Source organism: Ferrimicrobium sp., assembly GCF_027364955.1.
Lineage (GTDB): Bacteria > Actinomycetota > Acidimicrobiia > Acidimicrobiales > Acidimicrobiaceae > Ferrimicrobium.
This window is the reverse complement of record NZ_DAHXOI010000027.1, coordinates 1-26,408: the sequence shown is the minus strand read 5'-3', so window position 1 is coordinate 26,408 and position 26,408 is coordinate 1. Positions and strand designations below refer to the sequence as shown.

Here is a 26,408-nt window from a genome sequence, read left to right as displayed (position 1 = left end):
TGGGCCTGGCGACAACACCCCCCGGATCATCAATGACAGGGCAGTTGAGTCATACCAGGCCCAGTGACCTAACCTCGGCCATCGAGGCTTACCTAAAAGGTAACGGGGGTGTCAGTCGTAGCCCTGAGTCTTGGACTCGCTAGCTTAGGGACCGGGATCGGGTTGACAGCTGACTACAACGCAGTCACTTCGCCATCTGATACAGGACAAGTCCCCGCATTGATGGCATCTCAGGATTCCCTCACCCCTACACTGACAGCGCCACTAGTGACTGACACTTCGGAGAACTTAGCAGATATTCTCCCGGTCGCCCAAGGAGAGGTAGCAAACCCTAATATTTTCTGTCAACCAGGAGGAACCTGTGGTTCGATTCAATCCTTTCTGGATTCCACTGGCCAGAACGAATCCGTCTCAGGCCCGGATGATCTCCATGTATGTTTCGAGAGCGGCTACACGCTTAGTAGATTTGGACCTGTCACCTTCTGTGGTGGGCAAGTTGATTGGAGTGCAATAATTACCTACGGAGGCACTACGGTGGGAGCTTGTGGGATCGGCGGTGGAATCTTTAGTGCACAAAATCGGGCTATCAGCAAAGTCCAGGCTAGCAACGGTCGTCTGTTTGCTGTGGGGTGCGCTGGTGCTGCAGGTGCCTACGTGGGAGTAACGGGCCTTCAGGCTTTCTTGCAGTCCTTGCCGCTTCCAGCGGCTAGACCCGCTAGCGTTGATCCATCCAACGGCTAGTTCCGATTTGTGGAGAAGTCAATGATCCGTCACACCGTCAAAAGAGCGTTTGATTACCACAACTGGTATGCGCCCAGTGTCTATATGGTGATAGTCGGAATAATTGGTGGGGGCTTGATACCCCACGATGCGTGGGTACATGTAATTGTCCAGTTCGCATGGATCGTCGTCTCGAGTTTGGCAGGAGTCCTGATCGTGGCTGGACTCCGTAGACTCGAGAAACGTAGACAGCGAGTTCGCTGATAAAGGGTCCATTTGGCTTAACCGCTCAACCGCCCGGGTCTCTATAAAACCTTGTGCGGTTGAGCCGATTCAATACACCGGAACTTTATTATGGGCTGAACTCGTAGGAGCTAGGCGCCCACGAGAAGGAAGAAGGAATCTCTCATTGACTTTTGATCCAGCAGATTTCGTTCGGTCAGAGTCCAACTATATCGGAATTAGGGCGCCCAACCTAGAGGTTATCGCTATGGACTCTAGAAGCGGAAACCTAACGTTGCTCTATGGTCAACTCGTGCAAACTGGCCAACTTTTGTCTGCGCGAGCGACTCTACAGTCGCCAGACTCGGTTGTGATTGCCATCCAAACGCGACGCTGGAATCCGAAGCACGCCAACGAGGTCCCTGATGGACAACTTCCCTATGAGTCCCTGGATCTCGCGGGGCTGGTCGCCAATCGTCTTGATGTCGTGTTCCGCGGCTATCTTCGCGAGGTCGGCTATCTTCGCGAGGTCCAGGGACTCACCGTTGACCCTCGTAGCGCATTGTCGCAAGTCATCGCCAAATTGCAAAGTTGGGAGGAGGAAGCGCGGTCCAACACATGGTGGCCTAGTGCGATCACGCAGCCAAGCGCGGCTCCATCCCTAGATCTGGCTTTTGACAATGATCGCGTTGCCCTACGTTGTTACGCAGTGGGAAAGGTGCTGGTTTCGGTTCCGACCTTGCTTACGATTGACGACACCCAGCTCTCGGTAGTCGTTGCCATACGAGGTACCGTACCACCTGACCTGTCGCTACATCAGATTCTTGACCCGATGGATATTGAGCTTGGCGGGTACCCCCGCCTGTTATTGCCAGCCTAAAACCCAAAGCGGGCGGTGATGGTACGTCTTGTGAAGCTGATGAGCATGTGAGAGGAAACAACATCTAATGGTCTTTGTCATCGACAACCTTGGTTCAGTTCCGTTTGCCGCCGTCGGTGGCATCCGGCTGAGCGATCAACATCACGACACGTATCAACTTGTAGGAATGATGACAGAACAACGGGGATCAACCGTTGAGCTTGGCTATGTGTTGAGAGACCATCAACCAAACGGGCGAGACTCTGGCGATAATACTAAGGACGGAGTGATCCCTCGGAGCACTCCTGCCCTGGTGATCAGGGCGATGATACCAGAGCTGCCAGCACTAGGGAAGAGCCTGAAATCTCAGGGGATCCGGTACTGGGCCAACATCGTCCGCAGAATGGACCTCACAATGAACGTGCCCAAGCCCGAAATCAGCACACGGTTGGCAAGCGGGAACCCTTGGTGTACCGAGCTGCCGCCCATGGAACTCGAGGAAGCTCACTTTGACTATCACTACGACGGTGACGCATTTGTCACCGAAGGGTTTCGCTACCGAGAGACGTGGGCATTTGGGGCATCGGTCCTGTGGTGCGAGCTTCCCGCTCTGTTACTCGTTGCCGGCCGAGGCACTGAGTCTAACGATCTATGGTTTGAACCTGTGAGCCCAGAGGGCATCGCTGCGCTGCAACAATTACCACGACTGCTTCTTGATTAGCAACGACAGATGAGCCGTAATGGAGGTTGGCTAGCCACCACCCCTGAGCCTTAGGATCAGCGTGTGTACGGCTGAAGAGACAGATCACTGGGGGCGAGAAGGCAGAGATTTCCCCCAATTCCTGACGGCATCACCATTACGGGCTTCGAGATTGATGCAGAACTGCCTACACCGTTTGGGGCCAGCCGAATCGGGCCAGCGTCTCGTCAATCGTTGGAGTAAGACCATCTATCATTATCTTCCTTACTATGACACCCGATGCTTGCCCACCGGCCATACTCTTGCCCTTAACCGAGATTTCATCCCCTGAATCCCAAACTGGTTTTGATGCCAACACTTGGCACCACCATCGAGCCCAGGTCCCTGTTGCCTCATCCATCCCTGACCCTCACTCGGTCTCTGATGTCATCGCCAAGAGGTCGAGGTGTTGATCGAGTACGACTTCTATCGCTCTTGCGGTCAACGCAATAAATGGCACCTCGTCACCGTAGCTGTACGCACGCTCTAGTGCGTCAAGGTATTCGTTACGATCATCAGCAGAATACAAAGCAGGCAGATAGCCCGCTCGTTCGAGAACCAAGTTGACAAGCATCCTGCTCACTCTCCCGTTACCATCTACAGAGGGGTGGATCCTGGCTAGTTCTAAGTGAGCGCGTGCCGCAAAGACAACCGGGTGTTCTCCATCCTCGTGGAGTCCTTCGACAAAGGCAGCCATCGCATCTGGAACTCTCACCCAGTTGGGCGGCACATGTGTTGAACCCACGATCCGAACCGCTTGGCGTCGGTAAGCCCCTGCTTGGAGACCAAGAAGCCCCCGCAAAATGATGGAGTGCAGGTGAAGGATGGTGTCTTCGCTCACGGGCTCAGAAGAGGATACGAAGTCCTCGAGCCAGATCAGTGCATCACGCACGTTCAGAACTTCAAGGTGTTCGGCTAAGAGCTTCCCACCAATAGCGATCCCGTTCTCCAGGACAACCTGAGTCTCGCACAAGCTGAGGCTATTGCCCTCAAGCGCGGTTGTCTCGTGCGAGTAGCGCACCAAGAAGTCATCTCGGAGGCTTCTTAGACTCTCGTCGGGGAGTGGGCGTGCCATGCTAAGCCGGTGGTGCTTATCAGTGACTCGCTCCAAGATCGCTACCATGAACCAACCTGTCGTTGTCTTCTACCAGTCCTTGCGCTGCGGGAACCGCTCTTTGACCGATGTCGAGCTTAGCCAGGAATCCGGGGACTACCCACTTGCTAACCTCGGGTCGAGGCAGGAGCCTGCGAGTGCCACTTCTACCGATAATAGGATCTCGGATTGGCCGGGGAGTTTGTGGTTACTGACAGGAATACCATTAGGGATGGTTCCAGTATCAGTAAGGGTTAGCGCTTACCTACTAACGCGTTAGCCGTCTCAGATGAACTCAGGCAGTTGTCTCATCAAACCGTAACAGACCTGCTCTGACGGCGAAGTTTGAAGCGTCAATAATGGCAACTCGTGATTCCACGAGATCCTGACCTCCCTGTGGTCCATCCGTACCCCACCGCGTTGTTCATGCAGAGCCTCCTACACGGGAGCTGTATCTACTTGAGCGCGAGCCCGTAAATGAGAACGAGACTCGTAGATGCCGACCTTAATACTCCCTGCACCTTTAATACTCCCTGCACCTTTCCTCCGCGAACTGAGAGAACCCCAACCAATCATTTCTTGCGCTCCCTGAGGGACCATCGGTCGCCTTGTTTGGGATGTCTCGTGTCGTGTCCGGTTGCCAGTGCCTCCAGCCACTCAATCATCGAGACAGAGTTCTTTCGGATCTCGCAAGATGCCCTAGCGCTGCTTTGTGCGAGTAATCAGTTGCTTGCGTACTTCGCCCTTGCCAAAGTCCTCTCGAGGGATGATCGCCTCCACTAGGTACGTCATGCAGCCATCATCACGTGAGCCCGTCGACGGCATAACCGTCACGTCAAAAGACCACTTGATATTCGGAGGGTGAGTCAAGACGCTATCGAGTCCATCGAGCCCCACGTCTTTGGTGAGTGCCTGGAACGAGAGAATAGTTGGACCACCCGGTAGTCGAAGCTGTGTGCACATTTCGCTCATTTCGGACACCGAATCCGGAGTTTTCGGACAGTCTCAGGTGGGATGTGTTCGGTAGCCATCTGGTGCCACGCTTAACCCCTACCTCACCTCCTTTCTGGTGATGGTTCTTGGTCGGTGATCGATCGTTCTCATCCTAGGTGTGGGGCCTCCTGTCATCCGTTCGCATCGGGTGCATGGACCACTTTGCGCATCGATTCTCCGTTCAGTTCGATGCGGTGAAGATTCGTCGTCAGTCGGTCGAGGAGTGCATCGGCGATCGTTGGGTCACCAATGCTTGCGTACCAGTTGGCGACTGGCAGCTGTGAGGTGAGAATCGTTGAGCGCAGTCCATAGCGATCCTCGATCACCTCTAGGGTGTCACTGGCGGCATCTGGACTGATGGGTCGAATGAGAAAGTCATCGAGTATCAACACCTCCACCTTGGACCAGGCGTTCATGAGACGTGCCAGTCTTCCATCACCGCGGGCAATGCTAAGTTCTTCAAGCATGCGGGGATAGCGAAGGTAGAGAGCCGAGTGTCCCTGACGGATGGCTGAGTGGGCAAGGGCACATGCGACGTAGGTCTTACCCACCCCCGTGGGTCCAAGCACGGCTACTTGGTCGTGGTTGCGTACCTAAGTTCGCGCTTGCCAAGGACAGTATCTGGGAACGGTCAAGTCCTCGTGAGGCGCGAAAGTCAAGGGACTCTACGCTTGCCCCGGAGCGTAACTTGGCCGCCCGCAGGAGTCGCTCCATCCGACGCTCGTCTCGGTAGGTCATCTCTGCGGTGACAAGGTGGCTAAGGCGCTCATCAAAGCCCAGGGTGAGAAAGTCAGATGAGCGTGACTGTTGTTCGAGGGCGTCGATCATTCCCTCAAGTCGGAGACGCCCTAAGGCTTCAATGGTCTGGTTGGTCATGGTCATGGTGTTCCTTTCTTGGTTGCTTACTGGTAGTAGTCGGGACCACGAAGGTTCTCGTGGGTAGGTCCGGGTTGAGAGGGAGGTGTTTGAGCTGGTAACGGTGCGCTATCGAGTCCGTTCTTCAAGATTGAGGCCACACTGCGATAGGAGTAGGACTCCAAGGGAAAGAGCGCGACTACAAGCTGCTTCAAGTCGCTCTGGTGAGTACGTCTTTGCGAGACGCATGATGGGAAAGACAGCTCCGGTATCCCTGTTCTGGATGCGGTCGGCGTTCAAGTACTCCCTCTACCAGGGACCCCGTCATTGGCCCGGTAGTCTTTGCCCAGTTGATAATGCGTGAGGGGCTCCACTCGAGGTGAGCCCGGTGAGAGGCTGGCATGTGGGAGGGGTCCGTGGTAAAGCCATAGCGGACGCTGCTGCGGGGATGGAGAGCCACTCTGACTCCCTTAGCAAAGATCTGCACGCTCTTCTCTGACAACCGCACCTCGACCTGGGTCCCTACCAGCTGGTAGGGCACTGAGTAGTAGTGACGATCAGCGCTCACGATGATGTGATAGTCAATGCTGACCTTGGCCCGCTTCCAGGTAGCAAACTCATAGGGAGTAGCTGGTAGTGGGCGCAGATGGTCACGTTCAATGCTCTCGAAGAGTTCTTGGCGTGAGGTACCAAGGGACTTGGTGACTCTATGGTTGAGATCCCAGGTCAGCCTTGCAATCGCGGCATTGGCCTCGGCGATACTATGAAAGTGCTCATTGCGAAGTCGTGCCAGAATCCAGCGTTCAACCACCAGTACTGCCACCTCGACTTTTGGCTTATCCCGAGGCCGGTAGGGTCTAGCAGGCAGTACGGTCATTTGATAGTAGGTGGCCATCTCAAGGTAGGTTGCATTGGGAACGGGCTCATACCGGTCAGCTTTGGTGACTGCGGTACGCATACCATCACACACGAATCGCATCTGTCACCCCGCCAAAGGAGCTAAAGGCACGGGTGTGAGCACCAATGTGCGTGATAGAGGTTCTGATTGGCCAAAGCCTCCACGTAGGTCAGGTTCGAGGCCCCAAGGACAGCGACGAAGATCTGGGCGTAGAACTCGACCTCGTCATCTGGACCATAGATGGGAAGAGTGTCCCCAGCGAAGTCGACAAAGGTCTTCGCCCCTGCCACATGACGCTGGCGCATGGTTGGCGAGAGAGTACCCGCGAATCGTCGGTAGTACTCACAGAACTGGGTGTAGCCATAGCCATCAGGGTGGGCCTCTCGGTACTCAACCCAAAGGAGCATGAGTGTCATATGGGGACGCTTCAGCTCCCGGTGGAGGTAGCTAAGATCGGGCATCGGTTTGGCCCCAACAGCCGGCACACTAACCCCAAACAACCTGGACTCTAAGGCATCGTCGTCAAGGTCTTCGGGAAGCGGCCAACTCAGTCCAGCCTCCTTTGCCCGCTTGACATAGTCAGATACCGTGCTCTTGGGTAGTGAAGTGGCTTTGGAGATCTCTCGGATGCTCCGTTGCTCAGCGAGAGCGAGCCTCAGTACTTCTCTGATTTGGCGCATGATGATGCGGGGACGTGACACAACTACCTCCTCGGAACACTCGTTGTCCGATTCAGTATGGCTACCTCAATGACTCACCCTGTCTAGGTGTCCGAAAACTCCGAAACGGGTGTCCGGATTGGACCGAAACGGGTGTCCGAAAACCTCCGAAATCTGCACTGTGCTCGACCGCTGGCATGAGGGGTACTTACCTGGGTAAGGTTCAGCATCTCCGTCAAGTAACCGTCGAGATTCAAAAATACTCCCTTAACCTGATCAACAAGTTGTGCCTGAAGATTTGCCACATCCTTGTCCAGGGTTTCTGCGAACGCGCGAATGAGATCTCTGCGCCTGAGGGTTGAGTTAACGGAGATCGAGGCAATGGGGAGTATTGCTGAGCAACTGGGGCAGAGTCGCTCGCCAATCCCAGAAGGGCTAAAGACTCGGCGAACGTCGTTGCCTTCGAACTCCCGCTGACATCGGATGTTCGTGCAGACTGGGCTTGCACTGAATGTGATCCCTAGAGTATTACTGCGGCGGGGCTTACCACCCTTACGTTTGTCGTAGAACGCCACACCGCACTGGGCACTCTTGGCGATCACCTCGAAGGCGGTGGTGTAGTTTTCCACAATTTTGCCACGCATGTTTGCTACTCCTTCACTCTTGTAATGCTCAGTTTGGGAGAAGCCTCTGACACGGGACGATCCTCGTCGGGTGGCCTATGCCTGCATAAGCCAAGGTCCTCTTGTGTCACACCGTGGTCCACTCCTGTACAATCGCCACACGCGCTCTCGGTTTGATATAGAACGGGATGAGAGCCCAAACTATAACGAGTAAGCGTCGAGCAGTACTCTGGCAACCCGAAGGAATGAGAAGCAACAAGAGTCTGTAATTGCTACGAGTTCCCGGGATCTCCAGCGACGGACGACGTAGATCCTTGACAACGCAGTCCTGATTTTCGCCATGATGACAGAACCTCGCATAATCGGGTTACGCTTGACACCATGCCTTCAGACCAGGAATTGGGTAACACTAACGGTCCTGGTGACGCAGACCGACTGTCGACGGAATCGTGTTGGGTCGTCGCGATTCAGTCGATCAGACAACGATTTGAAGTGAAGACTGAATCCATCCGTGAGTTATTGAAGCCCAACAAGTATTCACAGGACATGCCTCACGATCTGAAAGAGTTGGCTAGGGAATTAGATGGACAGCGAAAGCTCAAGGCTGAACACGCAGCCAGGGAGCTTGACAGAAAGGTAACAGCACTTCTTGTGCGAGAACCAGAGGGCGATCGGCTCGATTTGGAGTCTGACGGGGTTGACAACGTTGCGATTCCCTTGGAACTTTTTGTCGTCTTAGCGGTCGATCATATGGGCCAACCCCAACTTCGCGAATTGATCGAAGAGTTTGGACGTGCCTGTGGAAACGACCCTGCGACCATCACGTATGGAACCTATTATTTTCAGTGGCTCAAGCGTGAAGACCCAGCCGACACACTTCGGCGGGCGATTCTGCCGATCTTGGTGGCTGACTTTGAGGAATTGATCGCTGGCCTTGTCAGGGTCTACCATCTCTCGGAAAATATGGAGTTACCGAATGCCGTCAAGAAAGGGCACAAAGCGACGGAGGGTCCTCCGAAGACCTGGAGCGACAAGGTATTGAGCCTCGTTGACCTCGATGTCCCTCAATTGCTTGGAGAGGACTGGCTCAGTGTGTTCGAGCTCTTTGCTCGACGCCACACGATCATACATCAGGGAGGGCGAGCAGATGACAAATACTGCTGCTATCTCCGTGCGCAAGGAATTGATCCTCCGCCAGTAGGGTCATCGCTGGTGTGTGATCAGTCGTACCTGGATTCTGCAATTTCGATCTTCGAGCGTCTGGCCGATCTGCTGGCGGTGACTTTTGCAGCGAAGCTAGCCCCAGGAGAGGAGGCGCTAGCCGACTTCGCGAATAGGGCGGTCGTTCGAGCACTCCATGAGTCCCGTTGGAATGAAGCTGACTTAATGGCCGGCCTGGTAGTGGTGGGGTTCCCGGATGACCATCAACATCACAGAATCAGGATCAACCGTTGGATGGCGAAGAAGATGCTGAGCACCGACGATGCTGAGCAACAGAGGGAACTGCGCGAAGAGATTCAAAGGTGGGGTCCTCCCCCTGGCCAGCCGGACTATCGCCTCGCAAAGTCGATCCTCTTGGAAGATGAGCGAGCCGCCATCGATGCACTAGAGGAGTGTTTGAACTCACGGCAACTATCAATAGTTGAGCTTAGAAGTTGGCCGCTCATCGAGTTTATGAACGAGAGCTCAGAGGGTTTTAGGAAGGCATTCGAGGTTAATGCGCATAGGAGGGCACGCAACCAACGCATACGCTCCAAAAGAAATCGGCATGGGAGACGGGGTGGCTAGGCTCGCGCATGCTGAAGACCCTTGCCGCCGAATCGTCACCCGCCTGCAAGGCTGTCATTCTTCGTTCGGGGGTATTGGGCAGACAGCTGGGCGCTGCTCAAGAAGAACTAGTTAACCGCGTCTAGCACAAGTTTTGGAGAGATTTTACGACCTTACTCGCATCCATGATGCAAACTCCCAGTTCACAGTGGTTGTAAGGCCAATGTTAAAAAAGGATAGTCGCATAGTTAACAGAGGATAGCTACCCTTATGAGAGGGGCATTCTCCCAGCTCAGGTGAGTTTCACAAACGGCCCGCCAAGGGCTGTTTGCGAAACTGCCCCATCCACGTTTGCGAAATTCACCAAGAACTGACCTTACCCTGGTAAAGGTCGAATGTGGGCGACATTGCAAACGTGCATGATCTCCTCGATAACCATGTGATTCTCGATCTTTCAGTCTCTCGACCGGGTCTAGAGATGCGTCTACGTACCCAAGCTACAAGTGCCAGGTCAAGTCGTCTACTTGTTGCGCGATCATCGCAAGATGCCAATTGCCTCTCCGGCGATCATCTCGGAGGATGCGGAATCGTTTCAAGGAGGGCCGTTGAAAGGCCACTCGCATCTAGTTCACCTAATACGTGTCTCGACCGGTATGTGTTGATGGGGAGACGCTTGCTCTAGCAACGATCTCGAGGCACCCTCATGAGCTACGCTGTCCACTATCCCCGGAGATTCTGGAAACTCGGTCCAAATTCTTACAGGAAATACCATTTCAGGGCTAGTGCTAATGGAATGTGCAATCAGGACAGTCGGCTAGTCATGGAAGAATAACCACACTAACGTGTACTCCATTCTCCAGGGTCAAATTGACAATGGACGGCCGCTCGTACACGACACACCTCTGATTGACAGAAATAACCAGGACAGATGCGAGACGACGCTGTTGTTTGGTCAAGTTACAAATCCGAGGTCGAGTCTTTGCAAAACTTGTGGGAGGGTGATCGGATGTTGAACGAGGCAGGAGTTGAGTGAGGGCAAGATCGTCAAGTTTCCTGGCTCGAGAGCGATCGATGATGGTGACCTTTTGCGGTCAATCTCCTAAACTGGTGATATGGCGCTGTTAGGTGAGTACGAGCCGAGCACCCAAGAGTGGGTTCGCGATCAAGTGGAACGCTATGAGCGCACGAACGGGCGTGAAGGCGGGACACTGGCCGATACCGGACTCCCAGTTATTGTTCTTTGGACCCTAGGGGCAAAGACCGGTAAGTTGCGTAAAACGCCGCTCATGAGGGTGGAACATCAGGGCGAGTATGCACTCGTCGCCTCAAAGGGCGGCGCACCTGAACATCCGTTCTGGTTTTACAACCTTATCGCTCATCCCGACAAGGTAACCATCCATGACCGGGAGCTTCTCATGGATGCGACGGTTCGCCAGGTTGAGGGTCAGGAGCGAGTGCTGTGGTGGGAGCGTGCGGTTGCCGCTTTCCCGCCCTATGCGGAATATCAGACCAAGACGACCCGCCACATTCCGGTCTTCGTGGCAACCGCTAAGAGTTAGGACACTGCAAAGATCGCGGGGTCGGCAAAGATCGCGCAAGGGAATGCATTGCCTGGGTGGAGGGGCCGTTCATCCGGTTGTAGGTCAAAGATCTACCATCCGTGCATATCGGTTCGGTCCCCATCCAGCACGGGTCCGTCATGGCTGAAGCTGTGCTCTAGAACTGCCGAATCGCAACGAAGCAGGCTCGATGATATTGCTCTTTGGATATGAGAGCTGTATGTCATCAACGACTGTCGCGTTGGTGAATGGCGAGATCATTGGTACGATGTGTCCTGTCTAAGGGTTGATAGTTGGTTCTTGTTCAGTACAATGTTTCGGAAGTTACTGAGTTCATGTGCGGGGATCGTGACGACTTAGAACGATTCTAAAGCTAGAAGTACGTAGAACTTCTGTTTTTTCGACGAGTCCCTATACTGGATGCATGGAGTCGGCTGTGGTAAACCCTGAACAGTTAATTGATCGCCTGCGCAGTCGGGGTTGGCGACTCAGTGCCCAGCGTCGCGTGGTGGCAGAGGCGCTCCAAGGCGACCATGTCCATATGAGTGCTGAAGAGATCTACAGTCTTGCGCGCGAGCGACTCGAGGAGATCAGTCAGGCTACCGTTTACAACACCCTACGTGAACTTGTCAGCATGGGCGAGGTCCGCGTACTCTTGGCTGACGATGGGGTAAAACGCTATGACCCAAATGTTGCGGTGGCGCATCATCATCTGTTGTGTGTCCATTGCCAAACCTTTAAGGACGTGCACCCAAGCGGTGATGATGGTGTTGAACTCCCTGACGCTGAACGTTTCGGCTTCATACTTACTGGAATGGATATCGTCTTCAAAGGCATTTGTCCAGAGTGTCAGCTCGTGCTCGGAGTCCAGGATCACCAGTGACGGGAGATTAGTTCGTCCCAGCCAGTCTCCGTTGTGTAAACTGTAGTCGAGCTGTGCGGGTCTGCTAGAGGGGGAAGCTGACGCCAGAGAGGGTGGCGGAGATCTCCCAGAGTTCCCTTGCAACTTCCTCATCGAGCGCGGCTTTTGGTACGTGAGCAGGGGCTGCTTTCCTGCCCCAGAGTTCTTTCAACCCATCGGGTCCGAGATAGGTCCCATTGTCAAGAGTCAAGTCAGTCGCCGCTCGAATGAGAGGGATGGCGCCTCGTTCGGCGGACTGTGCAAAGAGGAGGTTGGCGCCGATCATAGCGACCTCGCCCACTCGACCAAGATTCGCTCTGCCAGTCCGCCGTTGAAGGCCGGTGTTAGCAAAACCCGGATGAGCGATCACGCTGGTGAGTGAGAGACCCTTGGTCTCTGCCCTGCGTGCAAGCTCCTTGCCAAAGAGCAGGTTGGCGAGCTTGGACTGGGCATAGGCACGAGAGCGTCCATAATGGGTTAGTCCTTGCAGGTCGTCAAGCTGAACGCTCCCATGATTTGCCACCAAACTCGCGACGGAGACGACCCTTGGGGCCTCGCTTGCCAGCAGCCGCTCGAACAGTTGGGCGGTCAGGGCGTAGTGGGCAAGGTAGTTGATTCCAAACTGCTGCTCAAATCCATCCACCGTCATCGCCCTAGGCAGCATCATGACTCCTGCGTTGTTGACGAGGACGTCAAGGACGTGGTGACGTTCGGCGAGCTCCTGTGCCGCCTCTTGAACTGACGCAAGGTTCGCTAGGTCCATCGCGAGTAGTTCGAGATTCGCCGCTGGCACTCGTTGGTGAATCCAATCGATAGCTGCTTGTCCGCGTTGAGCACTTCGGCAACCCAGGATCACCACGGAGCCGCGCTGGGCAAGTCCGAGGCTACACCACCGACCTAAGCCACCGTTGGCACCAGTGACAAGTGCTACTTTGGGAGACGTGGCACTGTTGGGAGGGAGATCCGACACTGTTGGGCAGTCTACTGCCTTCGAGCATCCCACGCAGGTGCGATCATTCGGGCAATCGCGGTATTGACGCCAGTAACTCCCGGGTGTAGGGGTGCTGTGGGTGGGTGAAGAGCATCTCGGTGGTATTCTCTTCGACCAGTTTTCCTCGATAGAGGACGACTACTCGTGAACAGATATGGCGAATGACCGCTAGGTCATGGGAGATGAATACCAGGGTCAAACCGAGCTCATCAACGAGGTTGGCGATGAGATTCAGAACCTGAGCTCGAACGGAGACGTCGAGGCCCGAGACAGCTTCGTCGGCGACCAGCACTGATGGTCGTGGGGCAAGAGCCCGCGCGATGGCGACCCGCTGGCGCTGTCCTCCGGAGAGCTGATGCGGATAGAGCGTCTCGGTATTGGGAGTGAGGCCAACAGCCCGCAGGAGTTCTTGCACTCGCAGTTGCGGATCTTCGGCCACACGGAGAGCCCGTAGCGGTTCTGCGATCGATGCACCGATTGAGAGGCGCGGATCCAAGGAACCAAAAGGGTCTTGAAAGACGATCTGCACTTGTTGGCGGAAGTTGAGCAGCGGCTCACCCTTTGCGGGCAGTGGTTGACCCATGAAGAGGAGTTCACCGGAACTTGGCGTATCGAGGGCTACTAGGAGCCGCGCGAGTGTCGTTTTGCCTGACCCGGATTCACCAACGATTCCCACGCGTTCCCCCGTATGGATGGTGAGGTTGAGGCTATCGAGAGCGATAACGTTGCGGCGGCTTCCGCCGTAGATCCGGCTGACCTGATGAAGCGTAAAGAGTGTTGATGGGGTGGCGGGTGTGCTTGTCACTTAGCTTTTTGTCCCATAGGGATGCCAGCACCGTACCTGGTGGTGGGTGCCATCAGACGATGGCGCAGAGCGACAGCGTTCCGATTCGCGTTCGCATCGGCCACGAAAGGTGCAACCCTGAGGGAATCGACCAGCCTCCGCAACGACTCCGGGAATCGTCGGAAGCTGCCCGAATAGTTCTTGATCAAGGTCCTCAATCCCCCGCGAGGTAGCCAAGAGGGCGCGGGTGTAGGGGTGCTGTGGTGCATGCAGCAACGCATCGGTAGGGCCCGATTCTACGATTACGCCACCGTACATGACCTGGATGCGCTCGCAGACACTAGCGACAACGGCAAGATCATGACTGATCAGCATTAAGGCACACCCATGTTCTGCGGTCAACTCTCCTAGGAGTTTAAGAACCTGTGCCTGGACGGTTACGTCGAGCGCCGTCGTTGGCTCGTCTGCCAAGATGAGATCAGGGTTACACGCGATCGCAGTGGCGATCATCACCCGCTGGCGCTGTCCTCCGGAGAGCTGATGCGGAAAGGCACGGGCTTGCTGTGCTGGTGCGTCGAAACCGACCCGTTCAAGGAGTGTGATGGCCTGGGCAACACTCGCCTTGTGAGAGAGACCCTGATGGATCCGGAGCACCTCACCAACCTGCTTTCCGACTCGCATCAATGGATTCAAGCTGGTCATCGGTTCTTGGAAGATCATGGCGATCCGATCACCGCGCAAGCGAGAGTAGCGTCGTTCGTTAAGGGCGGTGAGTTCCTGATCCGCTAGTCGAACTGAACCCGAGAGACGACCTCGCGGGGGTAAGAGACCCATGATGGTCAATGCCGTTAAGGACTTTCCTGATCCAGACTCCCCGATGAGACCGAGGCGCTCAGCGGGGGCCATCTGGAAGCTGATGCCTCGAAGCAGTTCTGTGTCGTCGATCGAGAGCCGAAGATCGGTGACCTCGAGCAGACTCATGATCGTCCCTTGAGGGTCGGGTCGAGAAGATCGCGCAACCCATCGCCAAGCGCATTGAGGCCGAACACGGTCACGGCGATTGCGAGACCGGGCCAGAGGGCCAGGAGCGGATCTTGGTAGAGGTAGTTCTGCGCGCTTTCGAGCATGCCACCCCAGGTCGGGGCGGGTGGTGGTGTGCCAAGGCCCAGGTACGAGAGTGCGGCGACCGCCAAAATGGTCACCGAAAGGAGGAGTGCGATCTGCGCTACCAGGATCGGCATGATGTTCGGCAGGACATGTCGCCGGGCGATCTGGAAGTTTGAGCGCCCATAGGCCCGCGCAGCCAGCACGTAGTCGGTTGAGAGAATTCCCAATGCAGTCGATCGAGTGACCCTCGCAAAGACGGGAATCGAGGCGATCCCGATGGCGAGGGTGGCTGTGAGGGTTGACGCACCGAGCGCGGCCACCAACGTGATGGCAGCGAGGAGGGCAGGAAAGGAGTAGAGTAGGTCGGCCCCTCGCATAATGATCTCACCGGTCACTCCACGCCGAAAGGCAGCGACGAGGCCGGCTGGCACGCCGACCACCAGAGCAATGGCCACCGCACCCAGACTCGACAGCAGGGTGATCTGTGTCCCCGTCATCAGCCGCGAGAGTACGTCGCGGCCATACTCATCGGTACCAAGTGGATGCGCAAGGCTCGGACGGAGAAACTCTGCAGCTGTGTTCACAGCCAGAGGACCATACGGCGTCCACCAGATCGAGACGATGGCGACGATGATGGCGGTGGCGACGATGATGGCACCCGCGGTTGCACTCGGACTCGAGAGGAGCAACCGCAGGCGGGAGGGTTTTGTCACACCAGTGCGTGGCGATGGCTCGTCGGTCCCCGTTGCGGGGGTGGTGATGCGTTCGCTCATGATCGTAGCCCCATGCGAGGATCGATGATCCGATAGAGTAGGTCGACGATGAGATTGACGACCAGGACGGTGGCTGCGACGAGCATGACGATGTCTTGGACGGTGATGAGGTCACGATTCGCCACACTCGAGAGCAGGAGACTTCCGAGGCCGGGGAGCGTAAAGACGGCCTCGATGACGACCGCTCCGATGATGAGCCCGGAGAGTTCCAGGCCCAAGACGGTGAGCACTGGGATACTGGCATTACGAAGCCCATGGCGGATGAGGGCCTGGTTGGGCCGAAGCCCCTTCGCTCGAGCGGTACGAAGAAAGTCGGCACCCAACACCTCCACGACCGAGGTGCGGATGTAGCGCGCCAGAATCGCACCCTCGACGAGTCCGAGTGAGATCGCTGGAAGAATCAACGACTGCAACGCCCCCGTCACGCTAGTTGACCAGGTGGTAAAGCCACTTGCTGGTAGCACCTTGAGGTCGACGGCGAACACGATGATCAACAGGATCCCGAGTACAAAGTTCGGGATTGCGATGCCAACCTGGGCGAGACCGGAGAGTACGACGCCCGAGCGCTTCGTGTGGCGAATCGCGCTGGCGATGCCAAGAGGTACCGCGATCAAGAGGCCCACGAGGAGCCCACCCAGTATCAGTGGACCAGTCACCTCTAAGGCCGCTCCGATGACCGGGGCTATTGGTTGTGATGAGATATAGGAGTCCCCTAAATGCAACGTCAAAAGTCCGTGGATCCAGTGAAGGTACTGAGCCACTAGCGGGCGGTTCAGTCCTAATTTTGCAGTGAGGGCCGCCACGGCACTCGGCGTTGCCTGGGTGCCGAGAATGACCTGGGCAGGCTTGCCGGGCAGGATATTGAGGATCCAGAAGACGAGCACCGAGGCGAGGAACAAGGTGATGAGGAGTGTGGCGAGACGCCGTATGAGGAACCTTTGGAGTTCGTGGGCGTGAACCCGACGTCGCGTGGCGACGTCGCTCGCCTTTGGTAGCTCAGCGATGAGCAACATGGACCCCTGTCATCGCTCGACCCGCGATCGACTTCCTCTGGCGACAGACAGCCCCAGCTTCATGTGGCTAACTGAGGTAGCCAAGCTGCTTGGCGGAAGCGGGGATCGTGCCACCGATTCCAACATAGGAGAGGTTGTAGGACTCCGTGTAGGCGCTGGTGGGGATGCCTACGATGTTTTTGTCGATGACGGTGATGAAGGGTGCGATGTAGAGCCAATCGTTGACCGCATCGGCGGTGATCTGCTTGAGTACCTTCTGGTAACCCGCAATCCACTGTGCTTTTGTGGGTGCGGCATTTGCGGCTGTCAGCTCACTGGCAATCTCAGGCGTCTTGGCATAGTGCCAGTAGTAGCCGGTGGTCCCATAGTTGGAGACGTCTCGTCCCTCCGCCTGGTCAATGATGGTCGCCTGGAAGTCACCTCCCTCAAAGACCTGGGAGATCCAGAGTGGAAAGTCGATCGTGGAGACACTGACCTTGATGCCGATGGCACCGAGTTCGGAGACGAGCAGCGGAGCAGCCAGCTTGGCATAGAAGTACGGTGGCAGGACCAACTGAAGCGAAAACCCCTTGGAATAACCCGCCTCTGCCATCAACTTCTTAGCCTTGGTGACGTTGTAGGGGTATTCGCTGGCGAGGTTGATGTAGTACGGATCGGCGGGCACGGTATCGGTGCCGTCGATCAGTCCGTAACCACCCGATGCGGCATTCATGATCGCCTTGCGATCGGTTGCGAAGAGGATGGCCTGGCGTACCAATTTGTTGCTGAGCGGTCCATAGGTGTTGTTCAAGGTCATCTGAACCTTGCCGTTGGTGAGACTGGAGACGACCTTGTACTTCGGATTCGATTTGAACAGCGTCGCATCCGATGGCGCAGAGAGGTTGTCGATCATGTTTACCTCACCGCTTTGCAGTGCTGCATTCAAGGAGTCGGCGTTGGAGAAGTAGCGGAAGACGACACCCGAGACGTGGGGCTGATATCCCCAGTATTGGTTGTTCCTCGCTAACGACACCGAGTAGTTCGAGACCTCACCGGTCACCTTGAAGGGACCCGTTCCGATGGGATCGGTTGCCAAGGTTGATACCGTCGATGGGTCGAGGATGACACCGTTGGAGTAGGCGGCTAAGTCATAGAGCCAGTTCCAACTCGGGTTTGTCAGTGTCACGCGCACCTGATCGGAACCCACCTGCTGTACGGAGGAGACGTCAAAGATTTTGCCGTAGGGGTAGGTCGAACCAGGGGCATACACCCGCTTCATGCTAAAGACGACGTCAGCTGGTGTGAGTGGATTACCGTTCGAGAAGGTCACGCCTTTGCGGATGGTGAAGGTGTAGACCTTGTTGGCGTCGCTCACCGTGTACGAACTGGCCAACACCGGGACGATCGATCCATTGGGTGCAAGCTGGACAAGGTGTTGGAGGACGTTATAGTCGATGACCTCATCGATGGCCTGTGAGGCGTTGGCGGTGGGGTTGAGTGTCGGCGGAAAGACATTGGAGGAGCCGATGGTTAACGTCTGTAGTGGCGTGCTCTTGTTCGTCGATGATGGTGCAGTTGAACTCGTGGATCCACATGCCGCTAGCATGAGTGCGGCGCTCGCCACAAGTGCGGTCGTCTGTGCAAGATGTCGAAGCGAACGAGCCATCTCTTCCCCTCTCGTTATTGAACCCCCGTTGGGTGTAACCATAGCCTACCCAACGACCACAAGCAGCGATCAGGGAAGTTTTGGCGACTACTTCGCCCTTCTCCATGATGGGAGGGCTGATGAAGAGAGATCCTATGCCGGTGGCAATTATCGGTATCAATTATCGAGCCTTCTGGTGATGGTGAGTTCCCCATTTCGTCCAGTCGTTGCGGTTCCAAGCGCGACCACGGCCACGGTGGCCTTATTGGCACTTGGGTCCTCGATCACCAGCGAGCGTGAAGAGCATCTTGGTGGTGCACCGATGCGAGAGATGCTCTGTCGCCGTCTGAGGATCGGAAGGTTGAGGCCGGCTGATGCTTCCAGTTATGTCATTGAGCGCAGGATGTCGCCAGTGTTGTGACCGATCACATGTGTAGGCTCATCGGAGTTCACACGCATCGCTTGGGTCGGAGCTTTGGTGCCACGCGCCTCCTATAAGAAGTGACGATTACCTCCTTGAACCGCAGGTCTCTCGCGTGGTCCCCGCAAGCGTCCCTCTCGTTCTACCCGGACACCTTGTGGTGGATCCTTTCGCTGTGCGCATCGACGCACACCGGTCATTCAGCGTGGGATTGCAGAGAAGGATTGAACGGTGGCAGGGTCTCCAGTGATGGACAGGCCGGTTGTCGGCCGATTCCAACCAAAGAGGTAGAGTTCGATGCTGGATCCGCTGACGGTGGCGTCTGGTGAACCCTCAAGATCAACAGCGCGCAGGCCCTGGTGATTGAGTTCGATAGACCACGGTCTTCCAACTCCGTCGGTAGGGATGAAGGTCAATCGGCGAGGCTGATCCACCGGCTGAGGTGTTGATCGTGCTCGGCTCGGTAAGAAGACGGTGACAAGTTCATCGAGTCCGTCTGCGGCCAAGAGAGGATCGATACCGAGGGTTTCAGGTCTTGATGGTGTCGGGGAGGCCGCATCGAGATCGACGAGGTGGATGGCGAGTTCGTGTGCGAGCCGACGCAGGTACCAACTGACCCTCTGATTCTCCCCGGTCCAATTCCAGGCTGGATCATCCATGTCGTGTGCAAGCAGGGTCTCTTTCAGAGCGCGATAGGACTCAGCAAGCCACTCGTAGTGAGGCATGCCGATGGGTGGTCCGGAAGGCATGGTGTTTGGCTCCGCATCAGCGTTGGTCTCAATCCGAACTTGCATACGAGAGAGCACGATCGCAAGGTGGTTGACCAGCTCGTCGACGGTCCAGCCGGGGCACGTCGGGATTGGGTTACTGCCTGGAAGTTCTCGTGCGAGTCCCTCGATGTTGGCCATTAGCCCTTCAATGGTTTGTAGTTGGTCGGCGTTCATCGTGCTCCTATTCGGTGTCTGCTGAAGTTTAGATGGCATCGCACGCTATCGAGGAGGCGCATGCATTCGCCGCGCCGAGTCCGGGATCGGAGGCAATAGGGTGAGAGTGAAAAGGGGGCATGATGGAAGACTTTGGGAGACTCTTTGATCTGACTGGAAAGCGCGCGCTGGTCATCGGCGCCGGAAGCGGTATCGGAGCTGCCTCGGCGCAGGGGTTGGCCGCCTTTGGCGCGCAAGTTTGGTGTGCGGACATCAACGATGCAGCGGTTGAAGGAGTGGTGAAGGATCTGCCAGGAGCAGAGGGTCTTCATTTCGATATCGCCGATGCAAGCTCGAGTGCGAACGTGCTGTCAACGCTCGGGACTCCTGACATCGTCGTGTCGACGCCAGCGATCAATGTGCGCAAGCGTCTCGCGGAGGTCAGTGACGAGGAGTTCGACCGAGTGATCGAGATCAACCTCAAGGGAAACTTCCGGGTCATGCGTGATTTCGGGCGTGCGATGGCGGCCAACGGTGGTGGAAGTATGATCGCATTTTCGAGCATTCGGGCCCAGGTTGTTGAACCGGGCCAAGGGGTTTACGCGGCTACCAAGGCTGGTGTCCTTCAGATGCTCAAGGTGCTTGCCGCAGAACTTGGACCCCAAGGAGTACGGGCTAATGCGATCGCTCCGGGCGTTGTGGAGACGCCGCTCACCGCGCAGATCAAGAACGATCAGCGCTGGTACGAGGCCTACCGCGACAAGACCATGCTTGGACGTTGGGCACAACCATCGGAGATGGTTGGGGCAGTGGTCTTTCTCGCCTCTGAGGCAAGCTCGTATGTGACTGGTTCCTATCTGGTCGTCGACGGGGGCTGGCTCGCCGCCGATGGGAGGTTCACGCCTCCGGCGTAGGTGCGCAAGAGAATGGCCTACCTGCTGTCGAATCCGGTGACCAATTCATCAGCTTTTGTGCAGTAGCTCTCTCGCGGCGAGCAGATAGACCTTCGCCGCGGCGATCACCTCTGCGACCTCCACAAACTCGTTGGCCTGATGCGCGATCCATTTTCCTCCCGGTCCATAGACCACCACTGGTAGATGCGCATCACGGTGGAGGATCGTCCCGTCGGTCGTTCCGGGAACCCCACCATAGGTTGGTTCAGCGCTGAGCACTGTCCGGTGAGCTGCCGTTAGAGAACGGACCAGGTCCGCATCGGGTGAGATGGCGGTCGGTGGACGATCGTCGATCACCTCGACCTCTCCTCGGCAGCCAGTATCCTTGGCGATGCGTTCAACCTCGGCGATAAAGGTATCGATGAGTCGGGAATGGTCAATGACAGGAGTGGTCCGGAGGTCAAAATCGGCGATTGCGACGGATGGGGTTACGTTGAGCTGAACCCGTGATCCAGCCTGTAGGACCGTTGGGGTGATGGAGATGGCTCCAAGGAGGGGGTCTTCGCCGTGTTGTGTCTGGAGTTCGACCTCGGTTTCATGGGCGAAGGTCAAGACCTCCATCAGCGCAGGTATTGGGTTGATACCTTTGGTGGGCATGGCACCATGGGAGATTCGTCCGTGCAGTCGCACTTCGAGCCGGATGGCACCCTTCTGGGTGATACAGATTTCACCAGCCTCAGGCTCACAGACGATTGCACCGATGGCTTCATTGCAGTAGCCCTTGGCGACGAAGTCCTTGACCCCGAGCATCAACTCTTCCTCATCGATGAGCGCTGCAAGCGTGAGTGTTCCTACCAATTCGCCGCTCAGTTGGAGTGCACGGGCTGCAAAGAGCATCGCCGCAAGCCCACCCTTCATGTCTGCAGAGCCTCTGCCCAGTAGACGGCCATCGACGATGTCACCGGAGTAGGGGTCAAAGTCCCAGAGATCACGTGAACCCTCCGAGACGACGTCGGTATGACCCTCAAAGATGAGATGGGGTCCAGGGGTGGAGCCCCGCAGTTGGATGATCACATTTGGTCGACCTTGCCGTACCTCATCGATGATGGGAGTCCAACCAAACCCCTCGGCGAGCTCGATCACCGCGTGGGCCGCGCCCAACTCAGTCGATCCGGTTGCTGGATCATTCACACTTGGGATGCGAACGAGGCGTTGGGTGAAGTCGATGAGCCCCTGTGTGTCGAGATAACTAAGTAGTTCGTTCGATGATGGTGCGCTCATCTTCCCCCTTTGTATTGCCTATTTGTACTGCCCCTTTGTGCCGCCCAGTCTATTGCGCGTGTCTGTTGGTCGAGAACCAGCCCAAGTGACCAATGATCGTGGGACACACAAGCTTTTGGTACCGGTAACGGTCTTGCAAGCTCCGATTCACTTGGTGGCAACCTTTGACCACCATGCTGGACGTATGGATACCTTCAAGATTGCGAATACGAGAGATGGTCAGCGGATGATTGAAGCAGAACGATGGATACCACTTGACGGTGCGGCCAACGTTCGCGACCTTGGAGGCTATCCAGTAGGACAAGACGGTGTGATTCGATCGAGGGAGATCTTTCGTGGAGACTCACCGCATCGTCTCACCCACAGCGACGTCGAGCGCCTCCGTGCCACCGGTATCCGTACCCGGATCGATCTGCGACGCGATGAGGAGCTCATCCGCTTTGGTAGTGGGCCCATTGGTCAGGTTGTGGCGATCACGATGCATGCGCCACTGCGCCCAACGTTGGCAGATCCTGGTTCGGAATCGCAGTCGCTTGGTGAACTGTACCAACGGTATCTTCTCGAGAGTCCCTATGAGTTGGCCAGTGCGCTACGTTTCCTGGCGGATCCTCTCCAGCGACCTGTGCTTTTTCACTGCTATGCCGGCAAGGATAGGACGGGGGTAGTGACGGCGCTGCTGTTATCGGTCCTCGGCGTAACCGATGAGGTCATTGTGGCCGATTACGCGAAGACCACCTTTGTCCGCGATGCCTTCCTGGCTTTGGCCGGTGAGGAGTTAGGCATCTCTCGCGATGGTGAGCTGACGGCTGACTCTCCGGCGCTGGCTGCCGATCCGGAGACGATGGCAGCGACTCTGCATTGGCTGAAGATGACGTTTGGCTCCACGCAGTCCTATCTCGAGGGTGCTGGTTTGTCGTGCCAGATCATCGACCGGCTACGAGCCGACCTTGTCGTCTTCTAGCGGTCCTACCTGTCGTCCCCGTCGAAGAACAGCGTAAACAGAGCCATCGATATTGGCAAAGGAGGAGTTTGTGGATACGAGACTTGAATCGAAGCAGTTGACACGTACTATCTCCGGGCCTCAGAATGAGGCGCGAGCCACACGATGCTACCAATAGGCGGTGTTCGCGGCCGGCCAATTGGATCGGTGTCTTTCTGGCGGGTGCAGAGTACCTTGCGCTGATGGAAGTGAACGTTGACAGAGCCTTGTCAGGGGTTGACAGGAGACAGCGTGCAGGGAGTTGCTCTGTGGGGAGGTGAATGCGCACGCCGTATCAGGCTTGATCCTCGCGGTTGCTCGCAGCAGGGAGATTGGAGCAGGGTAGGAGAAAGGACCTTTGGACGCGGATTTGCCATCACTGCTAGTGTTGCCTTTGGTGGGAGGGACCGAAGATCGGTCCATCTCGAAGAAGATGAGAGGGAGCGACCAGATATGGATGAACTTTGGCGATATGACGCGGCTGGTCTTGCGGAGCTGATCCGAGCAAAGCAGGTGAGCTCACTCGAGGTGACTGACGCGGCCATCAGCCGTATCGAGACGCTCAACCCCATCCTCAATGCGGTCATTGTCGATCGCTTTGAGCAGGCACGGAAAGAAGCCCGGCTCAACCGCAGCGGTTCCTTTGCGGGCGTCCCCTTGTTGCTTAAGGACCTGGGCGCAGCCCAAGAGGGCGAACCGTTCTGGCTCGGCTCAGCGGTACTGCGCAACGCTGACTATCGCGCCCCGGTGACGAGTTACTACGTTCAGGCACTGCTCGATGCAGGCTTCATCGTCATCGGTAGAACAAACGCACCGGAGTTCGGTACCAATATCACCACGGAGCCGGTCTCTACTGGCGCCACCCGGAACCCCTGGAATCTGGAGTACTCCTCCGGCGGATCCTCCGGCGGATCGGCGGTGGCGGTGGCGACGGGCATGGCACCGGTTGGTCAAGCGAGCGATGGAGGTGGATCCATTCGCTTTCCGGCGAGTTATTGCGGGTTGGTCGGCCTGAAGCCCTCGAGAGGTCGTGTCTCGAAGGGCCCATTGGCCGGTGATGGCTGGGCGGGTTCGACGATCGATGGAGCCCTGACCCGTTCGATCCGTGATGCGGCCGTAGTGCTTGATGTGATGGCGGGGTATCGTAGCGGCGATCCCTATACGGCGCCGGCCTTCGCACGGCCACTCATCGAAGAGGTGAACCAACCGGTCAGACGCCTGCGCATTGGCGTACTCGACCACCCGCTGCTGCGTGCAGCACAGGCTGATCCCCGTGTCACGGAGGCCGTTCGCGCCGTTGCAGATCTTCTCGGTCAACACGGCCATATGGTGGAAGAGGCATGGCCGGAGGCCTTAGGGGAGGAGGAGTTCCAGCCCCGCTTTGTCGATGTCGTGAAGGGCTCGATCGCCCAACAGTTGCGTTCCATCGAACGGATGCTGGGTCGCTCTGTCGATCTTGACGAGATCGAATCCGATAACCGGGTCTTCGTGGAACTTGGACGTCAGCTGCCAGCATATCGGTACGTCGAGTCGGTGGATTGGTTACAGGCCTACGGCCGACGCGTCGCCAAGTTCTTTGAGATCGATGGCTATGATCTTCTCCTCACCCCTGTTGCTCCTCGTTTGCCACCCAAGCTGGGTTACCTCAGCGATCCGAAGCTCGGTCTTGACCGCCAGCTCGAGTTCCTCGGCTTCACCGGTCAGTTCAACGTCTCGGGTCAACCGACGATCTCGTTGCCGCTTGCGATGAGTTCTGGTGAAGACCCCCTCCCGATCGGCATCCAGCTGGTGGCGGCCTATGGGCATGAGGATCTGCTTATACGGATTGGATCGTGGTTGGAACAGGCCATGCCGTGGGCGGGACGCTGGCCGACGATCGCGCTTGCGGGCCCGCCAGCATGACGCGGATTGTGCATGTCTCGGATCTGCACTTCGAACTCGCACCCGAGCGGTTCAAACCGGGCATTCGTCAGATTCTTGATCGGTCGATCCCCCTGCTGCAGGCGGCTGATCCGGACCTCCTCGTCGTTACCGGTGACCTCACCAGCTACGGATGCTTTGATCGCAGTCAACTGATGGGAGTCCGTCGATGGCTCGATGGGATTGGTCGTAGGTACCTCGCGATCCCTGGAAATCATGATCTGTCGGCGAACACGGTACGTGGTAGCGCCTACCCCATCATGGAGACCTATGAGGCGGTTTCTTGGAAGCGGACGAACTTTGCATCGACCTTCGATCAAGAACCGCTTGTCATCGTCCAAGAGGGCCCCCTCACACTGTTGGCCATCGCGTTACGAGAGGGTGATCCCGACGGTGGTCTTGAACAACTCTCTATGGCACTCGAAGATCTTGATGGTCCGGCGCTCGTGTTGGGTCATTATCCCCTTGTTGCGACCAAGGATCACGGAGTGCTAGCAACTTTTGGTTATGAGGGCTACATCGACGGCGTGCGTGACCGACTGCTCAACCTATTGTTGGCACAACCACTGGTGCGAGCCTACCTCTGTGGCCATGTCCACGCCCAAACCGTGACCACCCTTGGCGGTGAGCTGGTGCAGCTCTCCGCGGGTGGGCTTGGCCCTGGGGCGAGCGCTGGTTGGATCATCGATGTCAAAGGACCGAACCTTGAGGTGCGTTCCCTGCGTGGAGAAGGGCCTCAGGTCTTCTGGCCCCAAGAGATGCTCGGTGATTGCGATCCGCTTGACTATCACCTCTGGTGTGGCAACGAGCCAATGATCATCTCGCTCTCCCCGCCTGTCAGCTAGATGGATGACGTGAGCGTCAGGCTCGCGGACGACTGCACTTTGTTGGCGATATGGTGCACTGATGGTACCGTTGATTGCATTCCTCATTTGGTTGCCCGTTGTCGCACTGGTGTTGGGGCGGTTCGCGATTGAGCTACTTTGGCGCCGGACGGTGGGATATCGCGTGTGGGTCTCGTATCGCGAGACAGAACGAGCGCCTTGGAGGGCGCGGTTGCGTGAGCTCCGGCGCGAGAGTGCCAGCCTCGATAGTGCTGAAGGTCTCCCCACTGCCTACCTGATGGCGCGGCAGACGCACCTTAGCGTGATCAGGCTGTGCAATGCCATAGTCATGACAGTTGTCGTCAGTAGCCTGTTGCTCCTTGCGGGTGCCTTTTGGGTGATTAACGTCATCGGCATTGCCATTGCCATTCTTGCAGCGGAGATCGTCGCCTCTGTCCGGTATCGTCGCATCTTCGCGTCGATTGAACGGATCCTTGTGCTGCGCCGTGGTGGTGATCCGCAAGGAGCGTCGCAGTCCTCGTCGATCGAATGGAGCTGAATGGAAAGGCTGTCTCGCCACGATGACCAGGTGGGCCGGACAACTTCCATGATCGATGCAACCTGGACGGAGATAACCGTTGAGGTAAGACGAGCGACGCTGGCGGACCTGCATTGCTAACGGTGGCATTGCTAACGATAGCATTGCTGCCCGGTCAAGCAGCCCGGTAGATAGAGCAACGATCGCCGCGCTGACGCTTCGCCTCTGTTCTGGCACAACAGTATTTTGGCACAACAGTGACGATGAACCCCAACACTCGTGAACGTGTCGATGCTACCACCAACACGGTGTAGCGCAACGAGAACACTCGGCCGTACCGGATGATGACGGGCCCGAGCGAGGGATGACCACTAAGGACGCAAGCAATAATAACCTGAACAGTTATGGGGCAGGCTGCTGGTTCCGCGGTCTCAGTCGGTAGTTCCATT

At 56.7% G+C, this 26,408-nt stretch carries 24 protein-coding genes and 2 pseudogenes; 12 read left to right on the top strand and 14 right to left on the bottom strand.

The genetic code is table 11. The annotated features are described in order from the left end of the window. The first annotated feature begins 108 nt into the window (after nt 1-108). The 3 genes from M7Q83_RS12220 (at nt 109) to M7Q83_RS12210 (ending at nt 2,522) form a co-directional block, all read left to right on the top strand. Complete coding sequence (locus M7Q83_RS12220) at nt 109-741, top strand: hypothetical protein (RefSeq protein WP_298339245.1); 633 nt, start codon at nt 109-111, stop codon at nt 739-741. Nucleotides 742-1,210: 469 nt separating this feature from the next. Further along, the gene (locus tag M7Q83_RS12215; RefSeq protein ID WP_298339243.1) at nt 1,211-1,822 is read left to right on the top strand and encodes a hypothetical protein; all 612 of its coding nucleotides are present in this window, start codon (nt 1,211-1,213) and stop codon (nt 1,820-1,822) included. A gap of 67 nt (nt 1,823-1,889) precedes the next feature. Then, the gene (locus M7Q83_RS12210) at nt 1,890-2,522 is read left to right on the top strand and encodes a hypothetical protein (RefSeq protein WP_298339240.1); all 633 of its coding nucleotides are present in this window, start codon (nt 1,890-1,892) and stop codon (nt 2,520-2,522) included. Nucleotides 2,523-2,910: 388 nt separating this feature from the next. Here M7Q83_RS12210 and M7Q83_RS12205 read toward each other — a convergent pair whose 3' ends face one another. From M7Q83_RS12205 to M7Q83_RS12185, 5 genes and pseudogenes are all read right to left on the bottom strand, one after another. Next, nucleotides 2,911-3,663, bottom strand: a complete 753-nt coding sequence (locus M7Q83_RS12205; RefSeq protein WP_298339238.1) for a Fic family protein — start codon at nt 3,661-3,663, stop codon at nt 2,911-2,913. Between the two features lie 669 nt (nt 3,664-4,332). Beyond that, nucleotides 4,333-4,605 (bottom strand): hypothetical protein, encoded by a 273-nt coding sequence (locus tag M7Q83_RS12200; protein ID WP_298339236.1) that lies wholly within the window; start codon nt 4,603-4,605, stop codon nt 4,333-4,335. Between the two features lie 152 nt (nt 4,606-4,757). Continuing rightward, nucleotides 4,758-5,502 (bottom strand): annotated as a pseudogene (gene istB, locus M7Q83_RS12195) (IS21-like element helper ATPase IstB). Nucleotides 5,503-5,528: 26 nt separating this feature from the next. Beyond that, nucleotides 5,529-7,059 (bottom strand): annotated as a pseudogene (istA, locus tag M7Q83_RS12190) (IS21 family transposase). Between the two features lie 83 nt (nt 7,060-7,142). Next, the gene (locus M7Q83_RS12185) at nt 7,143-7,682 is read right to left on the bottom strand and encodes a hypothetical protein (protein ID WP_298339233.1); all 540 of its coding nucleotides are present in this window, start codon (nt 7,680-7,682) and stop codon (nt 7,143-7,145) included. 471 nt (nt 7,683-8,153) lie between these two features. On the opposite strand from M7Q83_RS12185, the gene M7Q83_RS12180 reads away from it, so the two are divergent. The 3 genes from M7Q83_RS12180 (at nt 8,154) to M7Q83_RS12170 (ending at nt 11,870) form a co-directional block, all read left to right on the top strand. After that, entirely contained in the window at nt 8,154-9,449 is a 1,296-nt protein-coding gene (locus tag M7Q83_RS12180) for a hypothetical protein (RefSeq protein ID WP_298339230.1), read from the top strand. Between the two features lie 1,091 nt (nt 9,450-10,540). Beyond that, nucleotides 10,541-10,987, top strand: coding sequence for a nitroreductase family deazaflavin-dependent oxidoreductase (locus M7Q83_RS12175; protein ID WP_298339228.1), 447 nt, complete (start codon nt 10,541-10,543; stop codon nt 10,985-10,987). A gap of 436 nt (nt 10,988-11,423) precedes the next feature. Next, complete coding sequence (locus M7Q83_RS12170) at nt 11,424-11,870, top strand: transcriptional repressor (RefSeq protein ID WP_298339225.1); 447 nt, start codon at nt 11,424-11,426, stop codon at nt 11,868-11,870. Between the two features lie 64 nt (nt 11,871-11,934). On the opposite strand, the gene M7Q83_RS12165 is transcribed toward M7Q83_RS12170, so the two are convergent. From M7Q83_RS12165 to M7Q83_RS12140, 6 genes are all read right to left on the bottom strand, one after another. Beyond that, nucleotides 11,935-12,858 (bottom strand): oxidoreductase, encoded by a 924-nt coding sequence (locus M7Q83_RS12165; protein WP_298339223.1) that lies wholly within the window; start codon nt 12,856-12,858, stop codon nt 11,935-11,937. Nucleotides 12,859-12,901: 43 nt separating this feature from the next. Continuing rightward, nucleotides 12,902-13,684 (bottom strand): ATP-binding cassette domain-containing protein, encoded by a 783-nt coding sequence (locus M7Q83_RS12160; protein WP_298339220.1) that lies wholly within the window; start codon nt 13,682-13,684, stop codon nt 12,902-12,904. Then, on the bottom strand, nt 13,685-14,644 hold the full coding sequence (locus M7Q83_RS12155; protein WP_298339218.1) for an ABC transporter ATP-binding protein: 960 nt from the start codon (nt 14,642-14,644) through the stop codon (nt 13,685-13,687). It abuts the gene before it with no gap. After that, nucleotides 14,641-15,543: an ABC transporter permease gene (locus tag M7Q83_RS12150; protein ID WP_298339215.1), complete on the bottom strand. Its 903-nt coding sequence runs from the start codon at nt 15,541-15,543 to the stop codon at nt 14,641-14,643. Before M7Q83_RS12150 ends, M7Q83_RS12155 begins: the two co-directional genes overlap by 4 nt. Continuing rightward, a complete protein-coding gene (locus M7Q83_RS12145) occupies nt 15,540-16,556 on the bottom strand; it encodes an ABC transporter permease (RefSeq protein WP_298339212.1) in 1,017 nt (338 codons plus the stop codon). The genes M7Q83_RS12150 and M7Q83_RS12145 overlap by 4 nt, the downstream gene beginning before the upstream one ends. 67 nt (nt 16,557-16,623) lie before the next feature. Continuing rightward, entirely contained in the window at nt 16,624-18,201 is a 1,578-nt protein-coding gene (locus M7Q83_RS12140) for an ABC transporter substrate-binding protein (RefSeq protein ID WP_298339209.1), read from the bottom strand. Between the two features lie 28 nt (nt 18,202-18,229). Between M7Q83_RS12140 and M7Q83_RS12135 the strand changes: the two genes are divergently transcribed. Beyond that, a complete protein-coding gene (locus M7Q83_RS12135) occupies nt 18,230-18,601 on the top strand; it encodes a hypothetical protein (RefSeq protein WP_298339206.1) in 372 nt (123 codons plus the stop codon). Between the two features lie 200 nt (nt 18,602-18,801). Here M7Q83_RS12135 and M7Q83_RS12130 read toward each other — a convergent pair whose 3' ends face one another. Then, nucleotides 18,802-19,545 (bottom strand): maleylpyruvate isomerase family mycothiol-dependent enzyme, encoded by a 744-nt coding sequence (locus M7Q83_RS12130; RefSeq protein WP_298339203.1) that lies wholly within the window; start codon nt 19,543-19,545, stop codon nt 18,802-18,804. 122 nt (nt 19,546-19,667) lie between these two features. Here M7Q83_RS12130 and M7Q83_RS12125 point away from each other — a divergent pair, with 122 nt between their 5' ends. Next, complete coding sequence (locus M7Q83_RS12125; RefSeq protein WP_366526415.1) at nt 19,668-20,438, top strand: SDR family NAD(P)-dependent oxidoreductase; 771 nt, start codon at nt 19,668-19,670, stop codon at nt 20,436-20,438. 48 nt (nt 20,439-20,486) lie between these two features. Here the strand turns inward: M7Q83_RS12125 and M7Q83_RS12120 are convergent, their stop codons facing one another. After that, nucleotides 20,487-21,698 carry a M20 family metallopeptidase gene (locus tag M7Q83_RS12120; protein ID WP_298339195.1) on the bottom strand — a complete coding sequence of 404 codons (1,212 nt, stop codon included), beginning with the start codon at nt 21,696-21,698 and terminating at the stop codon, nt 20,487-20,489. 85 nt (nt 21,699-21,783) lie between these two features. Between M7Q83_RS12120 and M7Q83_RS12115 the strand changes: the two genes are divergently transcribed. From M7Q83_RS12115 to M7Q83_RS12100, 4 genes are all read left to right on the top strand, one after another. Continuing rightward, entirely contained in the window at nt 21,784-22,659 is an 876-nt protein-coding gene (locus M7Q83_RS12115; RefSeq protein WP_298339194.1) for a tyrosine-protein phosphatase, read from the top strand. 270 nt (nt 22,660-22,929) lie between these two features. Then, nucleotides 22,930-24,579 (top strand): amidase, encoded by a 1,650-nt coding sequence (locus M7Q83_RS12110; protein ID WP_298339191.1) that lies wholly within the window; start codon nt 22,930-22,932, stop codon nt 24,577-24,579. Next, nucleotides 24,576-25,442, top strand: a complete 867-nt coding sequence (locus M7Q83_RS12105; RefSeq protein ID WP_298339188.1) for a metallophosphoesterase — start codon at nt 24,576-24,578, stop codon at nt 25,440-25,442. The genes M7Q83_RS12110 and M7Q83_RS12105 overlap by 4 nt, the downstream gene beginning before the upstream one ends. 61 nt (nt 25,443-25,503) lie before the next feature. Beyond that, nucleotides 25,504-25,980 (top strand): hypothetical protein, encoded by a 477-nt coding sequence (locus M7Q83_RS12100; protein ID WP_298339185.1) that lies wholly within the window; start codon nt 25,504-25,506, stop codon nt 25,978-25,980. A gap of 154 nt (nt 25,981-26,134) precedes the next feature. Here the strand turns inward: M7Q83_RS12100 and M7Q83_RS12095 are convergent. Continuing rightward, nucleotides 26,135-26,408, bottom strand: a 274-nt coding sequence (locus M7Q83_RS12095; protein ID WP_298339183.1) for a hypothetical protein, incomplete at its 5' end; no start/stop codon positions are given.